Source organism: Gordonia sp. NPDC062954 (genome assembly GCF_044543825.1).
GTDB lineage: Bacteria > Actinomycetota > Actinomycetes > Mycobacteriales > Mycobacteriaceae > Gordonia > Gordonia tangerina.
The window spans coordinates 234,454-256,271 of the sequence record NZ_JBITWL010000004.1; the positions used below are offsets into that span (position 1 = coordinate 234,454).

Consider the following 21,818-nt stretch of genomic DNA (forward strand, 5'->3'; position numbering starts at 1 on the left):
CGGCGACGACGGCCCTCGTCGCGCCGAGGACGGGTTGCTTGACTAGCCTCAGGTTAGTCAGTGAGCAAGGAGCGTGAGTGTTCGTCGTCGCCCACATCAGCGACCTTCATTTCAACGGCACGCGGTACAACCGCCGCCGGATCGAAGCGACGCTCGACTACATCCACGCCCGCGCCGCCGGCATCGACGCTCTGCTGGTCACCGGCGACATCACCGACGAGGGCAGTGAGTCGGAGTACCGGGAGGCCTACGGCACGCTGTACAGCCCGCTGCCGATGCTGATCACCGCCGGCAACCATGATCATCGGGAACGCTTCAACGACGGTCTGCTCGGTCACCGCAGCAGCGCGCCGGTCAACCGTTCCGAACTGATCGACGGGGTGCTGTTCGTCGTCTGCGACAGTTCCATTCCCGGCCGCAACGATGGCCACCTCGACGACGAGACCCTCGGCTGGATGTCGGAGCAGATCAGTGCTGCCGGTCCACGGGTTCCGGTGATCGTGGCGTTCCACCACCCGCCGACCACCCTCGGCATGGATTTCATGGATTCGATCCGGCAAACCGGTGAGGAACGACTGGCGGCACTGGTGACCGAGCATCCGAACATCGTGGGTTTCGTCTGCGGGCATGCGCACACCCCGGCGGTCACCATGTTTGCCGGCCGACCACTGGCGATCGCGCCGGGCGTCGCCTCCACCTTGAACCTCCCGTTCGAGGGCACCGAGATCATCAACCGCGGCCAACCGCCCGGTATCGCCTTCCACATGGTGTCCGGTCTCGACGACGGACCCGACGCCTGGCGGCTGATCACTCACTATCGGTCGGTGATGTTCTAGAACTCGGGCGAGTGCGACGAACGTGCCGAAAACCGCTACGTTCGACTCACTCGGCGGGCAGCGAATCGATCGCCGACGACCCTGCGTCGAGAAGACTTTCGAGCAGCTTCTCACCGAACTCGGGGATCAGGCCCGGCCCGGTGTCGGGCAGATTGTCGGGCAACGGCAGCCCGGCCGTGCGTGTCGCCGGGATCTCGGCCGCGCGGGTGGCCTCGAGCCGGATTCCCTTCTGCCGGTCGCGGGTCAGCGGTTCGCGATATTTGTCGAGTTCGGTCGCGGTGGTCACGGTGGCCACCGACCGCAGTCCCACCGCAGCGAAGTCGGCTGCCGCGCGCCGGATGTGGTTGGGTGAGGTGATCAGGATGATGTCATTGATGCCTTGCCCGCGGAGGATCTCGGCGGTGTTCTGCGCGTTGGCCACCGTTGATCCCGAGCGCCCCTCCTCGGTGATGCGTCCGGCGTCGACGCCGTTGGCCACCAACCATTTCTTCATCGCGGCCGCCTCGGTGATGCCCTTCTTGGGGGCGCCGCCTGCCACCACGATCGGCGCGGATGCCGCGGCCTCGGCCTGCGCCTTGCCGGCGGTGACGCGGCGGATCAGCTCCGGCGCCATCTTGCCATTGCCGTTGAGCCCGTATCCGAGAATGACGATCGCCGTCCGGCCGGTCACGGTTTTCGGGGAGGTGTCCGGCACGATCTGCGCGGCGGCATCCACCCCGGCGATGATGTTGCGCGCGGTCGTGTGCAACGTCCGGTTGATCCCGTTCAGCTTCGCCAGCGCTGCATCACTTCCGGCGGCATCGTCGACCTGCGCCGACCAGATGGCCTGCAGCGCAAGTGCATACGGGTCCACCGGAACCACGCTGAGCATCTGCTGCAACGACTCGAGCCCACCGGTCACGTCACCGGCGGCGAACTTCTGCTGCGCCGAGTTGTAGAACGTGGACGGGTCCATCGCGGTGACCGCCGGGCGGACGCCCGGTTGCGCGGAATGGTCGACCGGCAGCGCGCCGATCACGAGACCACCGACGGCCGCGGTCGCCACCACGCCGACAGCGGCCAGGCGTGCACGTTTCACTCTCGTCACACGAGTCACTTGCGTAACAGTAGGCTGGGAACCTCACGCCGCAGCACCCGTCCGATCCCAACTCGATAACACCCACCGAATCCATCAGCGCCGGATTCCGGCCACCTTCAGCAACTCCGGGCGACGCAGCACGAGTCCGACCCACAGCAAGACACCGAAGTAGACGGCGAACAGGGTGTGGTCCAGCAGCGGCGCCTCGATACGCATGTTGGCGGTGACCGCGCCACCGAGGTAGGCGGTCAAGCCCACCGCGCCGAGCACCGCGGTCCGCGGGATTGCGAACACCACAAGGCAGATGAGCAACACGGTGCCCATGATGTAGGTCTGGTCGATGGGGAAGCCGAGCTCGGCGGTGCTTTCGACGACACTTTCGGGCTGCGTCAGCTTGCCGACGATGTCGAAGACCAGGAAGGCGCCGAGCACGACGCTGATGACGACTCCCGTTGTGTGCCGCCAATTTCGGCGGGTGGTGGTCCGGTCGGTTTCGGTGATGGTGTGGGTGGTCATGATGTCCTGCGATGGTGGTGGGTGGTTGTGCGTAAATAGACCACCACTCACCACGAAACTCATCGCCCGCCTCGCCAGACCCCCGAAGACGACTCTTCCCCCGGGTGTTGTTTCTTCGGTCGACTGCAGTCGGCCGAAGAAGCGATACCCGGGGGAAGAACCGAGAAGCGCTACAGCGCCTTGAGCTCCTCGATGACGCTGTCGACGCTCTTCTTGGCGTCGCCGAACAACATCGACGTACCGTCGGCGAAGAACAGCGGGTTCTCGATGCCGGCGTAGCCCGAACTCATCGACCGCTTGAGCACGATGGTCGACCGGGCCTCGTCGACGTTGAGGATCGGCATGCCGTGGATCGGGCTGCTCGGGTCGTTGCGGGCGGCCGGGTTGGTGACGTCGTTGGCGCCGATGACGATGGCGACGTCGGTGCGGTTGAACTCACCGTTGATGTCGTCCATCTCCTTCATGGCGTCGTACTCGACGTCGGCCTCGGCCAGCAGCACGTTCATGTGTCCGGGCATCCGGCCGGCCACCGGGTGGATGGCGTACTTGACCTCGACGCCCTTGCCCTCGAGCAGGCTGGCCATCTCCTTGACGGCGTGCTGGGCCTGCGCAACGGCCAGCCCGTAGCCGGGCACCACGATGACCTGGTTGGCATAGGCCATCTGGATCGCGGCGTCGGCGGCCGAGGTGGCCTTGACGGTACCGCCGGCCGCGCCGCCCGGACCGGCTGCGGCGTCGCCACCACCACCGAAGGAGCCGAACACGATCGCCGGGATGGACCTGTTCATCGCCTTGGCCATCAGGTTGGTCAGGATCGAACCCGAGGCGCCGACGATCATGCCGGCCACGATCAGCGCGGTGTTGTCCAGCGCGATACCCGCGGCCGCCGCCGACAACCCGGTCATCGCGTTGAGCAGCGAGATGACCACCGGCATGTCGGCGCCGCCGATCGGGAACACCACGAATAGCCCCATCACACCGGCCGCGACGAGCAGGCCGAGCATCCACCAGCCGCTGGCGCCCCCACCATTGGCGGCATTGATACCGAGGTAGACGGCGATGGCCAACGCCACCACCAGGAGCACGATGTTGGCGAGCTGGAACAGCCGCGCGTTGCCCACGAACAGCTTTTCCAGCCCCTTGGGCAGGATCTCCTGCAACTTGGAGAACGCGACGAGCGAACCCCAGAACGAGATCGAACCGATGATCGCGGCGATCAACGACCCGATCACCAGCGGCGAGGCCGGTTCGGTGTTGTGGAACTCGCCGAAGCCGGAGGTCTCCAGGAACTCCGCCCACGCGATCAGCGCGACGGTACCGCCACCGACACCGTTGAACAGCGCCACCAGCTGCGGCATGGCTGTCATCTTGGTGCGCAGCGCCGGCGGGATGCCCAGCACCACACCGAGAACCAGACCGATGACGATCAGAATCCAGTTGATCGTCGGTACTCCGACGGTGGAATGTCCGTCGTCACCGACGGCACCCTCGTTGTAGACGTAGAGCAGGGTCGCGGCCACCGCCAACGCCATACCGGTTGCCGCGATCCAGTTACCGCGCACCGCGGTTTTCGGCCCGGTCAGGCCCATCAGGCCGTAGATGAACAACGAGAACGACACGATGTAGAGGGCCATCACCAGATAGGAGATGCCCTGACTCGGGGTGTGGGCGTCTGCCGCCAGCACCAGGTCCGCGGTCACTTGGCCGCCTCCTTCTTACCCTTGAACATGCCCAGCATGCGGTCGGTGACCGCGAAGCCACCGATCACGTTGAGCGTGCCGAACACCAACGCGACGAACGCGATGATCCGAATGCCCCAGTTGGCGTCGGCGGGCAGTTTGCCCAGCACCACCAGCGCGCCCAGCACGACGATGCCGTGGATGGCGTTGGTTCCCGACATCAGCGGGGTGTGCAAGGTGTTGGGCACCTTGGAGATCACGGCGAAGCCCACGAACCCGGCAAGAACCAGGATCGCGATGTTCGCCAGCAGTCCGGTGTACATCAGGCCGACACCTCTTCTCGGGTCACGCAGGCACCAGCCAGCACCTCGTCGTCGAAATCCGGTGTGAACGCACCGTTGTCGTCGAGCATCAACTCGAGCAGGGCGAGCAGGTTCTTCGAGTACAGCTCGCTGGCATGCTCGGGCATCGTCGCCGGCAGATTCAGCGGCGAGGCGATCGTCACGTCATGTTTGACGACGGTCTGCCCCGGCTCGGTCAGTTCGCAGTTGCCGCCGGTCTCCCCCGCCAGATCGATCACCACACTGCCGGCCTTCATCCCCTCGACCGCCGCCGCGGTCACCAACCGCGGCGCGGGACGCCCCGGCACCAACGCAGTGGTGATCACCACGTCGAAACCTTTGATCGCGTCCTCGAGCGCCTGCTGCTGCTTGGCGCGCTCGTCGTCGGTCAGTTCGCGGGCGTATCCGCCCTCACCGGCGGCGTCGATACCCAGATCGAGCCACTGCGCACCAACCGAACGCACCTGCTCGGCCACCTCGGGCCGCACGTCATAGCCGGTGGTCCGGCCGCCGAGGCGTTTGGCGGTGGCCAACGCCTGCAGTCCGGCGACCCCCACCCCGAGCACCAGCACCGTGGCCGGTTTCACCGTGCCCGCGGCGGTGGTCATCATCGGGAAATACCGCGTCGACAGGTCCGCGGCCACCACGACCGCCTTGTAACCGGAGACATTGGCCTGCGAACTCAGCGCATCCATCACCTGGGCCCGCGATATACGCGGAATCGCCTCCACCGCATAGGCCTCGACGCCTGCGGACTTCAGCGCGCCGATCTGGTTGTCGGCGTTGCGCGGCGCCAGAAAACCGATCAGCTTCTGGCCGCTGCGCAACTTGCCGATCTCGGCGTCGGTCGGCGGGGCGACCCGGACCACCACATCCGCGGAGTACGGGTCGCCGATCGTCGCACCCGCGTCCACATACTGTTCGTCTGGAATCAACGCTCCCAGACCGGCGCCCGATTCGACGATCACCGGGACACCCTTCCCGACCAGCGAGCCCACCACCTTGGGGACCAGCGCCACTCGGCGCTCGCCCTCGGCGGACTCGCGCACGACACCCACACTCATAGTTCTCACCTTTGGTTTCGGACAGGTCGCACTTGGCTGACCGGACCCCTCGGTCGCCCCACATCGCATTCGGATCGCGGTTGCGATGTGCCGGGCGGCAGTGCATTGTCGCCCGGCTCACAAAAACGTGCGACGAACATAGCACGAGGTCACGCGCAAGGGTTCGGTCAGTCGGATTGGTCACTCAACCCTTGACGGAACATGTTCTATCAATTCTGGACAGTTGTCTATTCAGCTGTCCGGGATGCCTGGCAGTGGCCGTGGTTGCAGGTCGAGTTTCGCCGCACCGGTAGGACCGGAGTCCGCGGCGGAAGTTCGCGGAAGAATGTCCGCCGACATCACCACACGGAGCCGTGGGCCGGATAATCCATCCGAGAGTCCCCTGCGGTGATCCGCACGGACACTCCGGCTCAGGACACCGAGAACCGACGCGCATCCAGGCCGGTGGCCCCGTCCGGAATCGGCGACGCGTAGGCCTCGACCTGTTGGTTGCCATCCTTGTCGATAGCGCGGCATTCCACGGTGTGCTCACCCGGGGTCGCATCCCACGCGAAGCGCCACTGCCGCCAGGTGTCGATGGAGTATTCGGTGGCCAGCTCGGCGCGCTGCCACCCTCCGTCGTCGACGCGCACTTCGACCGCAGCGATCCCGGTGTGCTGCGCCCAGGCGGTTCCGGCGATGATGACCTCGCCCGCCTCGATCCGTGAATCCGTGGGGCGATCGATGCGCGAGGACAGCTTGATGGGCCCGAGTGCCGACCATCCGCGGGTGGTCCAGTACGCCTTGGCGTCGGCGAAGGTGGTGAGTTCCCAGTCGGTGACCCACTTGGTGGCCGACACATAGCCGTACAGGCCCGGCACCACCTGCCGCACCGGGTAGCCATGCTCGACCGGCAACGGCTCCCCGTTCATGCCGATCACCAGCAGCGCGTCGCGGCCGTCGGTCACCGCGGACACCGGGGTGCCGCAGGTCCACCCGTCGGCGCTGGTCGACAGCAGCATGTCGGCGCCCGGCCGCACACCCGCCCGATCGAGCAACGTCGCCATCGGCACACCCAGCCAGCGCGCGTTGTCGATGAGGTCGCCCCCGACCTCGTTGGACACGCAGATCAACGTCACGACGCGTTCGGTCATCGGCATCGCGACGAGCTCATCCCAGCCGATGCGGATCTCGTTGTCGACCATGCCGTGAATACGCAGTGACCATCCCTCGGTGGTCAGGTTGGGGACCTGCAACGCGGTGTCGATCCGGTAGAAGTCGGCGTTGGCGGTGACGAACGGGGTGGCGCCGGGCAGATCCAGGTCGGCGCCCGGGGGGATCGGCGGTGCCGGCGTGCGTGGCGACGGCAGGATGAGCTTGGTGCGGTCGGCCACGGTGCGGGCGGTGTCGGCGAGCATGCGTCGTCCGACGGTGCCGACCACCACCGCCACCGCCGCGATACCGCCGGCGGTCAGCACGAATCGGCGGTCCACGCGGCGCCCGGCCGGGGCCGGATCATCGTCGGGGCCTGCCTGCTCCTCGGGCAGCATCGAGACCAGCAGGCGCAACACCAGCACCGCCACCGCTGCACCGAGAAGCGAAGGCAGCACGAACGTCCACCGCGAGTCGGGCCGATCCCACGCCGCCAGCACACCCACCACGCCGAACACCGCGACGACGACCGCGCCGATCGGCGGCCGACGATGCTCGGCGATGCCGCACGCAGCCGCGATCAGGGCGATCAGCACTCCCATGCCGATGTAGAGAGCGGGTTTGTCGGCGGTGCCGAAGGTACCGATGGCGAACTCACGACCGAAGGTCGGCGCATGGTCGACGACGGCTGCGCCGACGGCGAAGAAGGGTGACGACCCGGTGTCGATCCACGCGGCGACGATCTCACCGACCGCGAGTCCGGCGCCGACGGCCACCAGTCCTGCCGCGGCCGCGGCGAACAGATGACTACGGGTACCGACGCGGGAGGTCACATCCCCTTGATACCCCACCACCCCGCTGCGGCGGGGCGCCCGGCGTGCACCGTCACCCTTCGGTCACAACTGACGAGCGCTGTGCCGCATGCCGACCCGCGCGACGCCCGAAATACGAGCCCTCGCCGAGTTGCGTTCCGCTCGCGTAGCCCTTTCCGTCCTGGGCGATGTTGGCGGCACACGCGCCGGCCGCATAAAGCCCGGCGATGGGTGTGCCGTCGTTGTGGAGCACCTCGGCGTCGAGTGAGGTGGCCATGCCTCCCATGGTGAAACAGGAGTACATCGCCTTGCCGAGACTCAGGTCGAAGGCCCCCCAGGGGCCGTGGTCCTGCGGGGCCAGGAACTCCGCGGACTTGTGGAAATCGGGATCTTCTCCGCGAGCGGCGTTTGCGTTGTAGTCGGCGAGGGTCTTCTGCAGGCGCCCCTCCGGGATTCCGAGTGCCGACTCCATCTCCTCGACGGTTTCCCACCCGTCGATCAGGTTGATCAACGGAACCTCCGGACGCTCCATATGCGCCTCGTCGACGATGAGGAAGGCGGCCGAATCCGGTTGGTCCATCACGAAACCCGCGGTTCGCGAGTGGTAGGAGTCCTCGGCGACGAAGCGATCACCGTCCTTGTTCACCACGATGCCGGTGAGCAAAATGCTCGGTGGGTAGATCGGGGCGGTCACGAACGCCTGGTCCATGTGCCGCAGCGCGGCGCCCACGGATTCGCCGAGGCGGATGCCCAACCCGTCGTCGTAGGTACTGCCGAGGGTGAACGGCTTCTCGGCGACATGCGGCACGTACCGCGCGACCATCTCCTCGTTCATCACGAAACCACCGGCCGCGATGATCACCGAAGCCGCGCGGATGACGCCGTGAGCCTCAGGAGTGCGCCAGGACGCCCCGACCACGCCACCCGCGTCGTCGACGACGAGCTGCCGGGCGCCGGTCTCGTATCGGATCTCCGCACCGAGTTCGGTGAGACGCTTGACCAGGAGATCGACCACCATCGACGCACCACCGGTGTCGCCGGGCACCGGCACCTTGTGGCCGCGCGGCGCGGGGACGGCCATGTCCTTGAACGGCCACACCTTCTCGTTGCCGGTGAACATCAGCCCCTGGGTCTGCGGCTGGATCACCGCCTTCTCCGGATAGAAACTGCGCTCGAAACTGAACCCCAGCGACTCGAGCCAGGTGAAGTGCTCGACGCTGTCGACGCAGTAGGCGTGGATCTTGTCCGGCTCCGGGTCCCGGGACACCGCGGTGATGTATTTCTCCATCTCTTCGGCGGAGTCCGCGTGCCCGGTCGCCTCCTGCACCGCGGTACCGCCGCCGAGATAGAAGTGTCCGCCGGCCATGCAACTGGTGCCGCCCGCAGCGGCCGCGCGTTCCAATACCAGTACCTTCGCGCCCGCGGCCGCCGCTTCCACCGCCGCGCTGCCGCCGGCCACCCCGCACCCGATGACCAGCACGTCGACCTCGTCGGAGAACGACTCGACGGAGTCCAGCGCGATGGTGTCGGGGACCTCAGTTCCTGCCATGCCCACAGGGTAGACGATGGACTAGAACATGTTCTAGTTCAGGTGCGATGAGGGTCAGCGAAATGCCAACCGCGCACGCGCCATGCATCCGCGCACGTCGCGACGTGCGCGGATGCGTGACGAGTGCGCGCTTGCGCCAGACCCCTCACGAGCGCGAATGCGCCCGGAACCGCCGCAACCGCAGGCTGTTGGCCACGACGAACGCCGACGACAACGCCATCGCCGCGCCGGCGAGCATGGGGTTGAGCAGTCCGGCAGCAGCGATCGGAATCGCCGCGACGTTGTAGGCGAACGCCCAGAACAGGTTGCCCTTGATGGTGGCCAGGGTGCGACGGGCCAGGCGGATGGCGTCGACCACCGCCCACAGGTCGCCGCTGACCACGGTCAGGTCACCGGCCTGGATCGCCACGTCGGTACCGGTACCCATCGCGATCCCGAGATCGGCCTGGGCCAGCGCCGCGGCGTCGTTGATCCCGTCGCCCGCCATCGCCACCGAGTGGCCCTGTGCCTGCAACTCCTCGATGGTCGCCAGCTTCTGGGCCGGCGTGACCTCGGCGACGACCCGCTCGATACCGACCGACCGCGCCACGTGTTCGGCGGCACCGGTGTTGTCGCCGGTGAGCAGGATGGGGGTCAGGCCCATCCGGCGCAGTTCGGTGATCGCCGCAGCCGAGGTGTCCTTCACCTGATCGCCCACCACGAGCACGGCGACCGGCCGGTCGTCGAAGGACACGATCACCGCGGTGGCGCCACTCGACTGCGCCTCGGCGACGGCTGCCGACAGGGACTCCGGGAGCGCCACGTCGCTGCTCGGCTTCTCGACGACGACGCGGAGCCCGTCGACGGCTCCCCCGACGCCGGACCCCTCGATCGCCCGGAAATCGGTCACCTGCGGCGTCGGACCCGCATACCGACGTCCGGCGGCCGCCACGATCGCACGCCCGATGGGATGCTCCGATCCCGACTCGACCGCGGCCGCCGAGCGCAATGCCCGCTCCTCACCCGGCCCGTCGGCGACGACGACCATCGACTGCAGGGACATCTCTCCTGTGGTCACGGTGCCGGTCTTGTCGAGCACGATCGTGTCCACCCGCTTGGTGGACTCCAGGACCTCGGGTCCCTTGAGCAGTACCCCGAGCTGGGCACCCCGCCCGGTGCCGACCATCAGTGCGGTGGGTGTGGCCAACCCGAGGGCGCACGGGCACGCGATGATCAGCACCGCCACCGCGGCGGTGAAGGCTACCGAGATACCTCCGGAATCACTTGCGATGCTTGCACTTCCGAGCCAGAAGCCGAGCGTCGCGACAGCGATGGTGATCACTGCAGGCACGAAGTAGGCAGAGATCCGGTCGGCGAGGCGTTGCGCGTCGGCCTTACCGGCCTGCGCGTCGGCCACCATCTTCGCCATCTGTGCGAGTGAGGTGTCCGAACCCACCCGGGTGGCGCGGACGACCAGTCGCCCGGCGGCGTTGACGGTTGCACCGATGACCTCGTCACCGGCGGTGACCTCCACCGGCACGGATTCGCCGGTGATCATCGACGCGTCGACGGCCGAGACCCCGTCTAGGACGATCCCGTCAGTGGCGACCTTCTCGCCGGGACGCACCACGAACACATCGTCGACGGCGAGCTCGGCCACCGGGATGCGGCGTTCGTTCCCGTCCACGAGGACCGCGACATCCTTGGCGCCGAGATCCAGCAGCGCACGGAGTGCATCACCGGCACGACGCTTGGCGCGCTTCTCGAAGTAGCGGCCGGCGAGCAAAAACGTGGTGACACCTGCCGCGGCCTCGAGATAGATGTTGGCGGCACCGTCGCCGCGAGACGCGATCAGGTCGAAGCCGTGGTGCATCCCGGGTTCTCCGGCGGTGCCGAAGAACAGCGCGTAAAGCGACCAGGCGAACGCGGCGAGCGTTCCCATCGAGACCAGGGTGTCCATCGTGGTGGCTCCGTGGCGCAGGTTTATCCACGCGGCGCGGTGAAACGGGTAGGCGCCCCAGACGATGACGGGCGCCGCCAGCGTCAACGACAGCCACTGCCAGTAGGTGAACTGCCAGGCGGGCACCATCGCCAGGGCGATCACCGGAACGCTGAGCACCGCGGAGACGACGAGCCGCTGCCGCAGGTCGTCGAGTTCGGCGTCACCGCGCTCGTCCGATGAATCGTGCTCGTCGTCGCCCGGTCCGCCGACTGGCGACGCGTCATACCCGGCGTCTCGCACCACGGTGATCAGCTCGGCGGAATCCAGTGTGCCCGGATACTCGACATGCGCCTGCTCGGTCGCATAGTTCACCGACGCGCGCACACCGTCGAGCTTGTTGAGCTTGCGCTCGATCCGGTTGGCGCACGACGCACAGGTCATGCCGTCGATGTCGAAGTCGACCTGCTCGAGGCCAATGGTCATCTCAAATCACTCCGAATGCTGTTGATGGGTCCCGGATTCATGAGTGCCGGACGCGGGCGGGGAGGCATCCCCGGCCCACGGATCCACCACGCGGCCGACACCGAAGGCGATGCCGAAGACGGCAGCCAGGGCGGCGACGAAGGCGGCGATCCGATAGGCGGGGGTGGTCATGCCAGTTGGTAGCCGGCTTCGGCGACCGCGGCGCCGACCTCGGCGGTGTCGAGTTCGCGGTCACTGGTGACCTCGACGGCGCCGGTGTCGAGGGTGACGTCGACGCTGTGGACGCCGGAGATCTCCTCGATCTCCTCGCGTACCGACGCCACACAGTGCTCGCAGGTCATGCCGGTCACGGTGTAGGTGGCGGTGGTCATGGTTCGTTCCTCCTTCATTGGACGTCGAATCGACGTATGTGCGGTGGTGGTGCATGCCGAGCAGGCCGGATACACCGACGGCCGGTTCGCCGAGGGGCAGGATTGGCCGTGTCAGGACTTGACGAGCCGGGTGATCGCCGCCATGGCCTCGTCGATCTTTTCGTGGCCGGCGGCGTCGCTTTCCTGAGCGGCGTGCATCACGCAGTGGTTCATGTGCTCCTCGAGCAGACCCAGTCCGACGGCCTGTAGCGCCTTGGTCATCGCAGAGACCTGCGTGAGGATGTCGATGCAGTAGGCCTCGTCGTCGACCATGCGCTGCAATCCACGCGCCTGCCCCTCGATCCGCCGAAGCCGTTTGAGGTAGTCGTCTTTGCTGCTGATGTAGCCGTGCGATGCGGTGTCCATGTCTTCCATCCTGCCCTCAGATACCGGTACCCCCCTAGGGTACACATCGCAGGCCATGACCGAAACCCACACTGAACAGCAGTTTTGTCGAGTAGCTCACTCGACAGAATTCACAACGGCCCTACTTGCGGACTGCCGGACCCTCCGTGGGACGCATCGCGGCCGCGAGTTTCTCCAGCGCTGCGGCGACGTCGCGCAACGCCGCGGCGATCTCGGCACCGTGGCCGTCGGCTTCGTGGGCACTTCCGGTCCCCGACGTGCCGAGCGTTTGATTCGGCATGGACGCCTGCGGCGGGCGGGCCGGTGGCGCGGGAGCGACCGGCGCCGAAGCGGGCGCCTCGTCGTCGGGGTCGGGCAGGCGGTGGCGGCTCGACGCCTGCCGCGTCATGTCCGCGGGTGGTTCGGCGTCGGTGGACCGGCGACCGAGCCGGTAACCCTGGTGTCCGGCATGTGCTCGGACCGGTTGGGCGGTGGTCTCACGTCGGCTGGTCGGATCTGCCGGGATCGGGGTGGGCGGGCGCGGTGCGGCTGAACGCATCGGGCCGGATGGTTCGGGCGATGGCCGACCGGGCCGAAGGCGCTGCGCCTCCGCATCGTCGAGCGCCCGCTGAGGTACCGGTCCCGTTGCTGGTCGTGGCGCGGGTTGGCGCGCAGCCGACGGGGGTGCGGGCTGCTGCGGGCCGGCCATCCGCGGGGGTGCCGGGGGTGCAGACGCAGGCGATGGGGGCGCGGGCCGCTGCGGAGCCGGGCCCGCCGGCGGCCCGGCGTGCGGCGTCGACACGGCCGTGGGGGCGTGGCCGTTCGACGGCGCGAAGAAGTGCCCCCCGCCGTGGCCCTCGTAGAACAGGCATCCGGTGCCCTGCGGCGAGCGAGCCGTGCACGGATTGCGCTCGATCAGGGACTGGGCGTGGTCATCGAAGTCGTTCCACTCCAACCACAGTCGACGGTCGACCCGTGGATGCGAGCTGGCATCGGTGGCATGGTTCCCGCGATGACCCGCGGCCAGCCGGCAATGCAGCAGCCACTCCGACCGACCGGTCAGTCCCAACGCGTTGCGTTCCTGCGGTGTGCACACGACCGTCGACCAGCAGCCTTCGCCGTTCATCCGGTCACTCCTTCGGGCATCACGCACATGCAGTGGTCGATCATTTCTGACTCGGGGCGCGCCTGATTGCGCAGCACCCGCCATACGACGCCCCCGACTGCGTCTGATGACCGATCGGTGCCCTCCCCGGCGGCAAGTGTACGAAGGATCCACCCGTCCCCGCCAGGGTCGCGGCCCGGGTGTCGGCCGAAACCCGACAACTCTTGCGTCACGCTCAGCCTTCGAGGTACTCCAGCACGTGCTGTCCGACGACATCCGGGGCGTCGAGCTGAAGGAAATGTCCGGCGCCGTGGATCTGCGTCACGACACTTCCCGCGGGCAGTACCTCCGCCAATCCCTTGACGAAACCGCTGTGCATGCATCCGTCGGCCGCGCCGTGCAGGTACATCATCGGGCTGATGGGCAGCCGCAGCCATGCCGTGGAATCGTCGGCGTATCGCGGCGCGACCCGGGCGCGCAGCGGCGCGCGGTAATAGCCGAGAGCCGCCGTGCGATGTGCGGTCGACGGCAGGGCGGCCAACGCATTGTAGACGTCCGCCGCGTCGGGGGCCGGGCCCCATCGCCGCCACAGCATCGGGATCATCCGCCCCAGCACCCGCTCGGGCAGCACCGGGATCTGGTTGAACCCGATGTACCAGCTCTTGGCGAGTTGGCCGGGCAGCAGCCGGAGCCGTGCGCCGACGGAGCGTTCCCGAATCGCCGCGATCGGCGGCACCGCCAGCGCGATCAGTCGGCGGAACGGGTGGTCGGCGCGCGCGGCGATCGCATGCACCGTCATCGCACCCCAGTCATGCCCGATCAGCACCGCGCGGTCATCACCGTCGAGCGCTCGGTGCAGTTCGAGTGCATCGTAGGCCAGTGCGGCGACGTGGTAGTCGCCGTCGGCCGGGACCTCCGACGGCGAGTAGCCGCGAGTGAACGGGGCCACCACGCGGTAGCCGACCTCGGCGAGTGCCGGCCCGAGATGTCGCCACGTCCAGGCCGAGTCGGGGAAGCCGTGCAGGCAGATCGCCAACGGGGCCGACGGGTCTCCCCAGGTGAGCGCGTGCAGACGGAGGTGGCCGAGATCCACGTCGAGCCGGTCGGGCGCGGTCATGCTCGCCGACGTTACGCCCCCGACGTGGCGCGGCGGAGCGCAACGGTGCTCCCTGGCGCCGCCCCGGCGGGCGTCGTCAGGACACCAGTGTCGCGACGTCGCTGATCGCGTCGCCGGCCGCGCAGTCGCTGATCTCACCGTCGATGAGGCCGAAGCATCGGGTCCGGCCAACGGGATCGGTGTGCGGGTGGTCGGTGCGGGTGTGACATCCCCGCGACTCGGTGCGCGCAGTCGCCGCCGCGACCACCACCCGCGCGGCCAGGGTCAACGCCGCATCCTCGACATCGGCGACGGTGCGCACCGGCCGGGCTGTCGCGCCGGCGAGGTCGGCGGCGACCGCGGCCAGACCGGCAGCGTCGCGGCGCAATGCCACCGACCGTGTCATCCGATCCTGGAGTTCACGCCGCGGCATCGTCGCAGCGAGGGCAGTACACGGAGTCGGGTCGACCTCCACGACCGGTCGATCCCGGCGGGCGACGGCCACGGCGGCGGCGCGCCGCCCCAGCACGAGTCCTTCGAGAAGACTGTTGGAGGCGAGCCGGTTGGCGCCGTGCAGTCCGGTCCGGGCCACCTCACCGGCGGCCAGCAGTCCCGGGACCGCGGTGCGGCCGTCGACATCGGTCAGCACTCCCCCACACAGGTAGTGCGCGCCGGGCACCACCGGGATCCGGCCGCTGGACAAATCGAGCCCGGCGCCGACGACGCCGGCGGTCACGGTCGGGAACCGCCGATCGAAGTCGGACACGCCACGGATGTCCAGGTACACCGACGGCGCACCGGTCGCGGCCATCCGGGTCTCGATGGCGTTGGCGACGACATCGCGGGGCGCCAGATCGCCGCGCGGGTGCACGCCGTCGGTGACCGATCGTCCGTCGGCGTCGACGAGTCGTCCCCCCTCACCCCGCACCGCCTCGCTGATCAGCGTGCGCCGCCCGCGTGCGCCGTCGACGTAGAGCATCGTCGGGTGGAACTGGATGAACTCCATGTCCGCGACCACCGCCCCGGCCCGCAGCGCCAGCGCGATGCCGTCGGCGGTGGCGCCGGCCGGGTTGGTGGTCGCCGCGTACAGGTGGCCGCTGCCGCCGGTGGCAAGCAGCACGGTCGGCGCGTGGACGACCCGGTCGCGGTCGCGCGTGCGGAACGCCACGCCGGATACCTGGCCACCGGCGCGCAGGATGTCGGTGGCGATCGAGTGATCCAGACAGACGATGGGCGAGCTCGACGCAGCGGCGCGCAGCCGATGACTCAGCGTGGACTGCACCGCGGCACCGGTGGCGTCTCCGCCGGAGTGGATGATGCGACGCACCGAGTGCCCACCTTCGCGGGTGCGCGCCAGCTCACCGTCGGCGGAACGGTCGAACTCGGCACCCCAACCGATCAGCCCGGAGACCGCGCCGGGACCGTCGGTGAGGATCGGCCGCGACGTGACCGGGTCGGTGAGGCCGGCACCGGCGGCGATTGTGTCGGCCAGGTGCAGGTCCACGGAATCGTCGGTCGCCTCCGGGTTCACCACGGCGATGCCGCCCTGGGCATAGAACGTCGCCGTCGACTGCTCGGCCTGGCCGGCCGGCCGGGCCGCGCCCTTGGTGAGGACGACGACCCGCAACCCCGCCTCCGCCGCGGTCAGCGCGGCCGTCAGCCCGGCCACCCCGGCCCCGACCACCACGAGGTCGGCGCGCATCTCGTCGCGTTCGGTCGTCTGCATGTCGCACCTCTTCGGCCACGTTTTCGATCCCCAGTCGAAAACTGTACGCCTGTCGATGCGATGAGAACATGGCTCATGGTCCGGTGCCCTCAGCCCGCGAGCAGATTCCACACCGGCCCGGCCGCCACACCGAGCAGCAGCGATGCGGCCGCCGCGACGACCGCCGTCGCGGCCGCCCATGGTTCGGCCCGGGGCACATCGTCGGAGCGACCGGGCACAGTGCGCCCGAAGACCGGCGCCAACCAGCGCAGATAGAAGAACAGACTCAGCACGGTGGCGATCACCAGCGCGACCGCGAGCCACACCCATCCGCCGTCCCAGGCAGCGGTGGCGACGGTCAGTTTGCCGACGAACACCGCGGTCGGCGGGGTGCCGACGAGACCGAGCAAGGCCACCACCAGGCTGCCCGCAAGCATGGGTGAGGTCGCCGCGAGACCACGGTATTCGCCCAGCGTCCGCAGGTCGGGTCGCGCCGCCGACACCGCGAACGCACCGACGTTGGTGACGGTGTAGCCGACGAGATAGAACAGCAGCGCGGGGAGCGCGAACTCGCTGTCGCCGATCACCACGACCGGCACCAGCAGGAACCCCACCTGCGCGACCGTCGACCAGCCGAGCAGTCGTCGCGGGTCGTCCTGCCAGTATGCGGCCAGCGTGGCCAGGACCATGCCGGCGACCGCCAACACGGCGAGCGCTGCAGCCCACGCCACGGTGTCGGGCACGATCTGGGCCAGTCGGTAGAGGGCGACCAGTGCACCCACCTTGGGCACCGTCGTCACGAAGGTGGCAACGAGGGCATGCGATCCCTGCGCGGCGTCGGGGACCCAGAAGTGGGCGGGCACGCCGCCGGCCTTGAACAGCAGCGCCGCGCTGACCCCGAGCAGACCCGCGGCGACCACGGCTGCAGGCGCGTCGGGCAGGCGGCGGGCCAGTTCCGGGTAATCGGTCACCGCGGTGACGCCGTACAGCAGGGTGATGCCGGCGAGCATCACGATCCCGAACAAGGCACCGAGCAGGTAGGTCTTCATCGCCGCCTCCGCGCTCGCCCCATCGCGGCGCAGACCGATCAGCCCGTACAGCGGGATACCGGCGAGCAGGAAACCGGGCGCGAGGACCAGCAGATCCTGCGCCCCGGCGACGACGAGGGTGCCGGTCGTCGCGAACAGGATCAGCGCGTAGGTCTCGCTCTCCCGGTCCGATCCGGCGATCTCACCGCCGGCGATGGCGAGCACGGCGAGGGCCCCGACGCCGGCCGCGATGCGTACCACCCCGGTGGCGGTGTCGACTACGACGGCACCATCGAACGCCGTGGTCGTGGCGCCGGCCGACGCGACCGCGGCTGCGATCACGGCGCCCACCAGCACGACCGCCGCGAGGAGGCGTGTCCACCATTGACGGGCCCGCGGCACGAAGGAGCCGCAGATCAGCACCGCCAGACCGCCGGCGAAGATCAAGATCTCCGGCAGCATGACCATCGGGCGCATCATGTCGTCCACCGACTACCGCCCGACCAGGTCGACGAGGGTGGTGGCGGCCGGTTCGATGACGTCGAGCAGCGGACGTGGCATCACCCCGATGACGATCGACAGTGCGATCAGCACCCCGACTGCCGCGGTTTCGGTGACGCGCAGGTCCGCGAATCCCGGCGACCGGCCTGCGACCGGCCCGGTGAAGATGCGTTGCAACGCCCACAGGAACAGCCCCGCAACGAGCAGGATGCCCACCAGGGCGACGGCGGTCACCGGAACCGCGGCGATGCTGCCGGTGAAGATCTGGAACTCGGCGATGAAACCGGAGAAGGCGGGCAGGCCGAGCGAGGCGAAGGCACCCAGCGAGAACAGGGTCGCCAACCTCGGCGCCGACGACGCCAGCCCACCGTAGCCGTCGAGGTCGTAACTGTCGGCGCGGGCGAAGAACACCCCGGCGAGCAGGAACAGCGCGCCGGTGATCAGGCCGTGGCTGACCATCTGGGTGACCGCGCCGGTCACCGCCACCGAGCGGGCATCGGCGGTGTCGGCCGCGACCACACCCGCGGCGCCGACGGCCACCAGCACGTAGCCCATGTGGTTGACCGAGGTGTAGGCGATCATGCGTTTGAGGTCGGTTTGTGCGAGCGCGACGAGCGCGCCGTAGATCACCGACACCACGCCGACCACGATGACGACGGGCGCCCAGTCCTGCCAGGAGCTCGGCAGCATCGGCATCGCCACCCGCACGAAACCGTAGGTACCCATCTTCAGCAGCACCGCGGCCAACACCGCCGAACCGATGGCCGGGGCGTCGGTGTGAGCGGGCGGCAGCCAGGTGTGGAACGGCACGGCGGGCGTCTTGATGGCCAGCCCCAGCAGAATCGCGGCCAGGATGAGGCCACCGGTGAGCGTCCCGTCGGCCGACGGCGGCTGCGCCGCGAGTTCCACCATGTCGAAGGTGTGCGGGTCGGCGACCACGTAGAGCCCGATGAACCCGAGTAGCAGGACCAGCGACCCGACGAAGGTGTACAGGAAGAACTTGAGCGCAGACCGTCGGGCATCGCCGTGCCCCCAACCGGCGATGACGAAATACATTGCGACGATCGACAGATCGAAGAAGACGAAGAACAGGATGAGGTCGGCGGCGACGAACAAGCCCAGACTGACGCTCTGCAGGAACAGGAACAGCGCCACCTGCGCGCGCGGCCGGTCGTCGGTGTCGCGCAGCGCATAGATCGCGCAGGCCAGGAAGATCACCGCCGTCATCGCGATCACCGGCAGCGACAGGCCGTCGACGCCGACGTGATAGCTGCTGTCCACTCCGGGAATCCAGGGAACCTGCGCGTCGAGGGCCAGCTCGCCTCCGGCCGGGCGATCGTAGATCCACCAGGCCCACCCGACCAGCGCGAGGTCGACGGTGGTGACCGCGACCCACAGCCATCGGATCGCTTGGCCCGTCCATCCGGGAACCAGCAGAACCGCCGCGGCCGCCAACGGCACGAAGACGATCAGACTGAGGACTATCTGGCTGGGCACGATCACCTCACGAACACGAGTACGACGACGGCAAGGACCAGGACGATCACGATCTGCAAGTAGTACTGGTGGAGTTGGCCGGTCTGGGGGCGGCGGGCGAGCACGCCGAGCCGCCCCGCGAGTCTGGCAGCCCCCTCCACCGCGCCGTCGACGCCGTCGGAGTCGATGCGGGCGGTGCGGCGGGCGAACCGGGTGGTGGCGGCCGCGGTGGATTCGACAGCGGCGTCGAGCCGTTTGTCGGCGCGGGCAAGAGCAGTCGCCAGCCGCAGCGCCGGCCTGACGACAACCGCACGAACACCGCGTTCCAGGACCAACCAGTCTGCAGCCCAGGGAAGTTCACGGGACCACAACGTTTCGGACACCCCACGCCACCACACCAGAGCGACGACGATGGCGGCGAGTACCGCCGACACGGCCAGCTCGATCGCCGTGGACGTGGCGACCGACCCGTCGTCGAGCGCGTCGGCCAGGGCGGTACCCGCCGGCGGCAGCGCGAGCACACCGGCGACGGCCGCTCCGATCGCGAGTACGAACACCGGGGCCACCGCACCGCGGGGCGGTGACACCTCGAACGAGGCCGACACGCGCCGGATACCCGGTCGGGCCACCACCGCAACGATTTTCGCCGCGTAGACGGCCGACAGCACCGACGCCAGGAGGCCGACCCCGTAGAGCCACGGCGAGTGGTCGAGTGCCGCGGCGAGAACGGTGTCCTTGGTGGCCCACAACGACAGTGGCGCGACGCCCGCCAGTGCGAGTGCCGCGACGACGGCGGCGGCGCCGAGCACGCGCCACCGAAGCGCCACGCCGCCGAGCCTGCCGAGATCCTTGGTACCGAGCGTGGTCAGCCACGCACCAGCGGCGAGAAACAATGCGGCCTTGGTGAACGCGTGCGCGACGAGCTGCGCGGAGCCGCCCGCGACCGCGCCGAGACCACCGGCCGCGACCACGAAACCCAACTGCGCGGAGGTGGACGCCGCCAGCAGCTGCTTGAGATCTCGCTGCGCCACCGCGACCACACCGAGGAGCACCGCGGTCGCCATGCCGATCCATGCGGCGGTGGGCCCGGCCCAGCCGGTCACGTCGAGCAGCGGCGCGGTCCGCAGCAGCAGGTACCCACCCATCGCCACCATGGCCGCCGAATGCAGCAGCGCGCTGACCGGGCTGGGGCCTTCCATCGCCCGGGACAGCCAGAACGAGAACGGCAGTTGGGCCGCCTTGCCGAGCGCGGCCACCAGAACCCCGGCTGCGATCACGTGCCGCCATCCGTCGCTCGCCGCGGGCAGGTCTGCCAGCGCCATGCCCGCGCCCCCGGCGAGCGCCGCTCCGGCAGCGAGGTACAGCCCGAGGTCGGCGGTCCGCGTGGTGACGAACGCGACCGATCCGGCCGACATCGCGTCGGGGCGCTGCCAATGAAAGCCGATCAGCGCATACGACATCGCGCCCATCAGTTCCCACGCGAGCAGCAAGGTGGGCACCGTCGCAGCACTCGCGGTGACCATCACCGACGCGACGAACAGCAGCATGAGCCCGTGAAATCGGGCCGGAGTTGTGGTGATGTCGGCGGCAGCGAAGATGACGACCAGCAGCGCGACGATGGCGACCACCGGGATCACCAAGGCGGACAGGTCATCGACCGTCAGCGCGAAGTCGGCGCCGGCGATGAACGGGACTGACACGGTGGGACGTTCGATTGCCACCACCACCGCCAGCGCCGACACCACTGCGGTGACGGACATCCCGGTGGCGGCGGCGAAACGATCGGCACGCGGGGCCAGCGCGAGGATGCCGCCGGCCACCGTGGGCACCAGGAACAGCGACCACATCGCGGTCGCGACAAGGGTGTTCATCGGCGGCTCACTCGGCGAGTTCGTCGGCCATGTCGGTCATGTCGGCTCGTCGCTGTCGGTGCAGGAGGGTGGCCACCGCGAATCCCATGGCCATCTCCACGGTCATCGCGGCGATGATGACAAGTAGCAACACCTGCCCCGACGGGTCCGGGGCGAGGAACCACCACATCGCCCCGGCGGCCAAAATGACGCCGTTGATCATGAGTTCGAGGCCCATCATCACCATCACCACCACCTGTTGGGACAGTGCGCCGTACAGGCCGACGCAGAACAGCGCGGCGGCCACGAGGAGCACGGTCTGCAGGGTCATCGGCCCACTCCTCCCGGCTGCGGATCGCGGCCCGGTCGGGTCTTCAGGTCGTCGCCGAATCGGTCGTAGCGAGTGCGCTGCACCGCGAGCACGATGCCGGCGACCATGGTCGCGACCATCACCGGGCTGATGACGATCATCGCGAGCATCTTCGGTCCCATGAGTTCCTCGCCGAGGGCGCGAGTGACATCGACCGACGGCGTACCGCGCCGGCTCGGCCAGTCGGCCATCAGGATTCCCGCGGCGAGCAACATGAAGGTCCCGATCGACGCCGCGAGCGCCCACCGTTTGTCGTGCACCATGCTCATGGGCATGAGTGCCGGGTTCATCCCCATGAACATCACCATGTAGACAGCCATTACCGCCATCTCCATGACCATCATCAGGATGGTCACCACGCCGACGTAGTTCTGCTGCAACAACAGCAATGCCACTCCGACGGCGACGAACGAGATGGCCAGCGCGTAGGTGGCCCGCGCCATCGAGTCCACCCAGAACACCGCGGCCCCGGCGGCCACCGTGATGACCGCGCACACCCAGAAGATGATCTCTGTCAGCATG

The 21,818-nt window shown here is 68.6% G+C and carries 20 protein-coding genes; 1 reads left to right on the forward strand and 19 read right to left on the reverse strand.

Annotated features, from left to right (window positions below; all coding sequences use genetic code 11):
- The first annotated feature begins 77 nt into the window (after nt 1–77).
- Complete coding sequence (locus ACIGKQ_RS06510; RefSeq protein ID WP_266060711.1) at nt 78–836, forward strand: metallophosphoesterase; 759 nt, start codon at nt 78–80, stop codon at nt 834–836.
- 46 nt (nt 837–882) lie between these two features.
- On the opposite strand, the gene ACIGKQ_RS06515 is transcribed toward ACIGKQ_RS06510, so the two are convergent.
- From ACIGKQ_RS06515 to ACIGKQ_RS06605, 19 genes are all read right to left on the reverse strand, one after another.
- On the reverse strand, nt 883–1,923 hold the full coding sequence (locus ACIGKQ_RS06515) for a YdcF family protein (RefSeq protein WP_266060889.1): 1,041 nt from the start codon (nt 1,921–1,923) through the stop codon (nt 883–885).
- Nucleotides 1,924–2,007: 84 nt separating this feature from the next.
- Nucleotides 2,008–2,430: a DoxX family protein gene (locus ACIGKQ_RS06520; RefSeq protein ID WP_396572811.1), complete on the reverse strand. Its 423-nt coding sequence runs from the start codon at nt 2,428–2,430 to the stop codon at nt 2,008–2,010.
- 170 nt (nt 2,431–2,600) lie between these two features.
- Complete coding sequence (locus ACIGKQ_RS06525; RefSeq protein ID WP_396572813.1) at nt 2,601–4,130, reverse strand: NAD(P)(+) transhydrogenase (Re/Si-specific) subunit beta; 1,530 nt, start codon at nt 4,128–4,130, stop codon at nt 2,601–2,603.
- Nucleotides 4,127–4,432, reverse strand: coding sequence for an NAD(P) transhydrogenase subunit alpha (locus ACIGKQ_RS06530; RefSeq protein ID WP_160902001.1), 306 nt, complete (start codon nt 4,430–4,432; stop codon nt 4,127–4,129). The genes ACIGKQ_RS06525 and ACIGKQ_RS06530 overlap by 4 nt, the downstream gene beginning before the upstream one ends.
- The gene (locus tag ACIGKQ_RS06535) at nt 4,432–5,514 is read right to left on the reverse strand and encodes a Re/Si-specific NAD(P)(+) transhydrogenase subunit alpha (protein WP_235722888.1); all 1,083 of its coding nucleotides are present in this window, start codon (nt 5,512–5,514) and stop codon (nt 4,432–4,434) included. The genes ACIGKQ_RS06530 and ACIGKQ_RS06535 overlap by 1 nt, the downstream gene beginning before the upstream one ends.
- A gap of 410 nt (nt 5,515–5,924) precedes the next feature.
- On the reverse strand, nt 5,925–7,478 hold the full coding sequence (locus ACIGKQ_RS06540) for a molybdopterin-dependent oxidoreductase (RefSeq protein ID WP_396572816.1): 1,554 nt from the start codon (nt 7,476–7,478) through the stop codon (nt 5,925–5,927).
- Nucleotides 7,479–7,530: 52 nt separating this feature from the next.
- Complete coding sequence (locus tag ACIGKQ_RS06545; RefSeq protein ID WP_235722890.1) at nt 7,531–9,006, reverse strand: FAD-binding protein; 1,476 nt, start codon at nt 9,004–9,006, stop codon at nt 7,531–7,533.
- Nucleotides 9,007–9,151: 145 nt separating this feature from the next.
- Nucleotides 9,152–11,410: a cation-translocating P-type ATPase gene (locus tag ACIGKQ_RS06550; protein ID WP_266060704.1), complete on the reverse strand. Its 2,259-nt coding sequence runs from the start codon at nt 11,408–11,410 to the stop codon at nt 9,152–9,154.
- 6 nt (nt 11,411–11,416) lie between these two features.
- Nucleotides 11,417–11,581: a hypothetical protein gene (locus ACIGKQ_RS06555; RefSeq protein WP_266060703.1), complete on the reverse strand. Its 165-nt coding sequence runs from the start codon at nt 11,579–11,581 to the stop codon at nt 11,417–11,419.
- Nucleotides 11,578–11,781: a heavy-metal-associated domain-containing protein gene (locus tag ACIGKQ_RS06560; RefSeq protein WP_235722893.1), complete on the reverse strand. Its 204-nt coding sequence runs from the start codon at nt 11,779–11,781 to the stop codon at nt 11,578–11,580. The genes ACIGKQ_RS06555 and ACIGKQ_RS06560 overlap by 4 nt, the downstream gene beginning before the upstream one ends.
- A 111-nt stretch (nt 11,782–11,892) precedes the next feature.
- Nucleotides 11,893–12,186: a metal-sensitive transcriptional regulator gene (locus ACIGKQ_RS06565; RefSeq protein WP_235722894.1), complete on the reverse strand. Its 294-nt coding sequence runs from the start codon at nt 12,184–12,186 to the stop codon at nt 11,893–11,895.
- A 121-nt stretch (nt 12,187–12,307) separates the two neighbouring features.
- Nucleotides 12,308–13,291 carry a hypothetical protein gene (locus tag ACIGKQ_RS06570; RefSeq protein WP_396572819.1) on the reverse strand — a complete coding sequence of 328 codons (984 nt, stop codon included), beginning with the start codon at nt 13,289–13,291 and terminating at the stop codon, nt 12,308–12,310.
- Between the two features lie 214 nt (nt 13,292–13,505).
- Entirely contained in the window at nt 13,506–14,387 is an 882-nt protein-coding gene (locus tag ACIGKQ_RS06575; RefSeq protein ID WP_396572821.1) for an alpha/beta fold hydrolase, read from the reverse strand.
- A gap of 76 nt (nt 14,388–14,463) precedes the next feature.
- Nucleotides 14,464–16,092: an L-aspartate oxidase gene (gene nadB, locus ACIGKQ_RS06580; protein WP_396572823.1), complete on the reverse strand. Its 1,629-nt coding sequence runs from the start codon at nt 16,090–16,092 to the stop codon at nt 14,464–14,466.
- Nucleotides 16,093–16,181: 89 nt separating this feature from the next.
- Complete coding sequence (locus ACIGKQ_RS06585) at nt 16,182–17,576, reverse strand: NADH-quinone oxidoreductase subunit N (RefSeq protein WP_396572877.1); 1,395 nt, start codon at nt 17,574–17,576, stop codon at nt 16,182–16,184.
- A gap of 15 nt (nt 17,577–17,591) precedes the next feature.
- Nucleotides 17,592–19,097, reverse strand: coding sequence for a NuoM family protein (locus tag ACIGKQ_RS06590; protein WP_396572825.1), 1,506 nt, complete (start codon nt 19,095–19,097; stop codon nt 17,592–17,594).
- 2 nt (nt 19,098–19,099) lie between these two features.
- A complete protein-coding gene (locus ACIGKQ_RS06595; protein WP_396572827.1) occupies nt 19,100–20,947 on the reverse strand; it encodes a proton-conducting transporter membrane subunit in 1,848 nt (615 codons plus the stop codon).
- Nucleotides 20,948–20,954: 7 nt separating this feature from the next.
- On the reverse strand, nt 20,955–21,257 hold the full coding sequence (locus tag ACIGKQ_RS06600) for an NADH-quinone oxidoreductase subunit K (RefSeq protein WP_266060692.1): 303 nt from the start codon (nt 21,255–21,257) through the stop codon (nt 20,955–20,957).
- Nucleotides 21,254–21,817 (reverse strand): NADH-quinone oxidoreductase subunit J, encoded by a 564-nt coding sequence (locus ACIGKQ_RS06605; RefSeq protein WP_396572829.1) that lies wholly within the window; start codon nt 21,815–21,817, stop codon nt 21,254–21,256. Before ACIGKQ_RS06605 ends, ACIGKQ_RS06600 begins: the two co-directional genes overlap by 4 nt.
- Nucleotide 21,818: the final 1 nt, after the last annotated feature.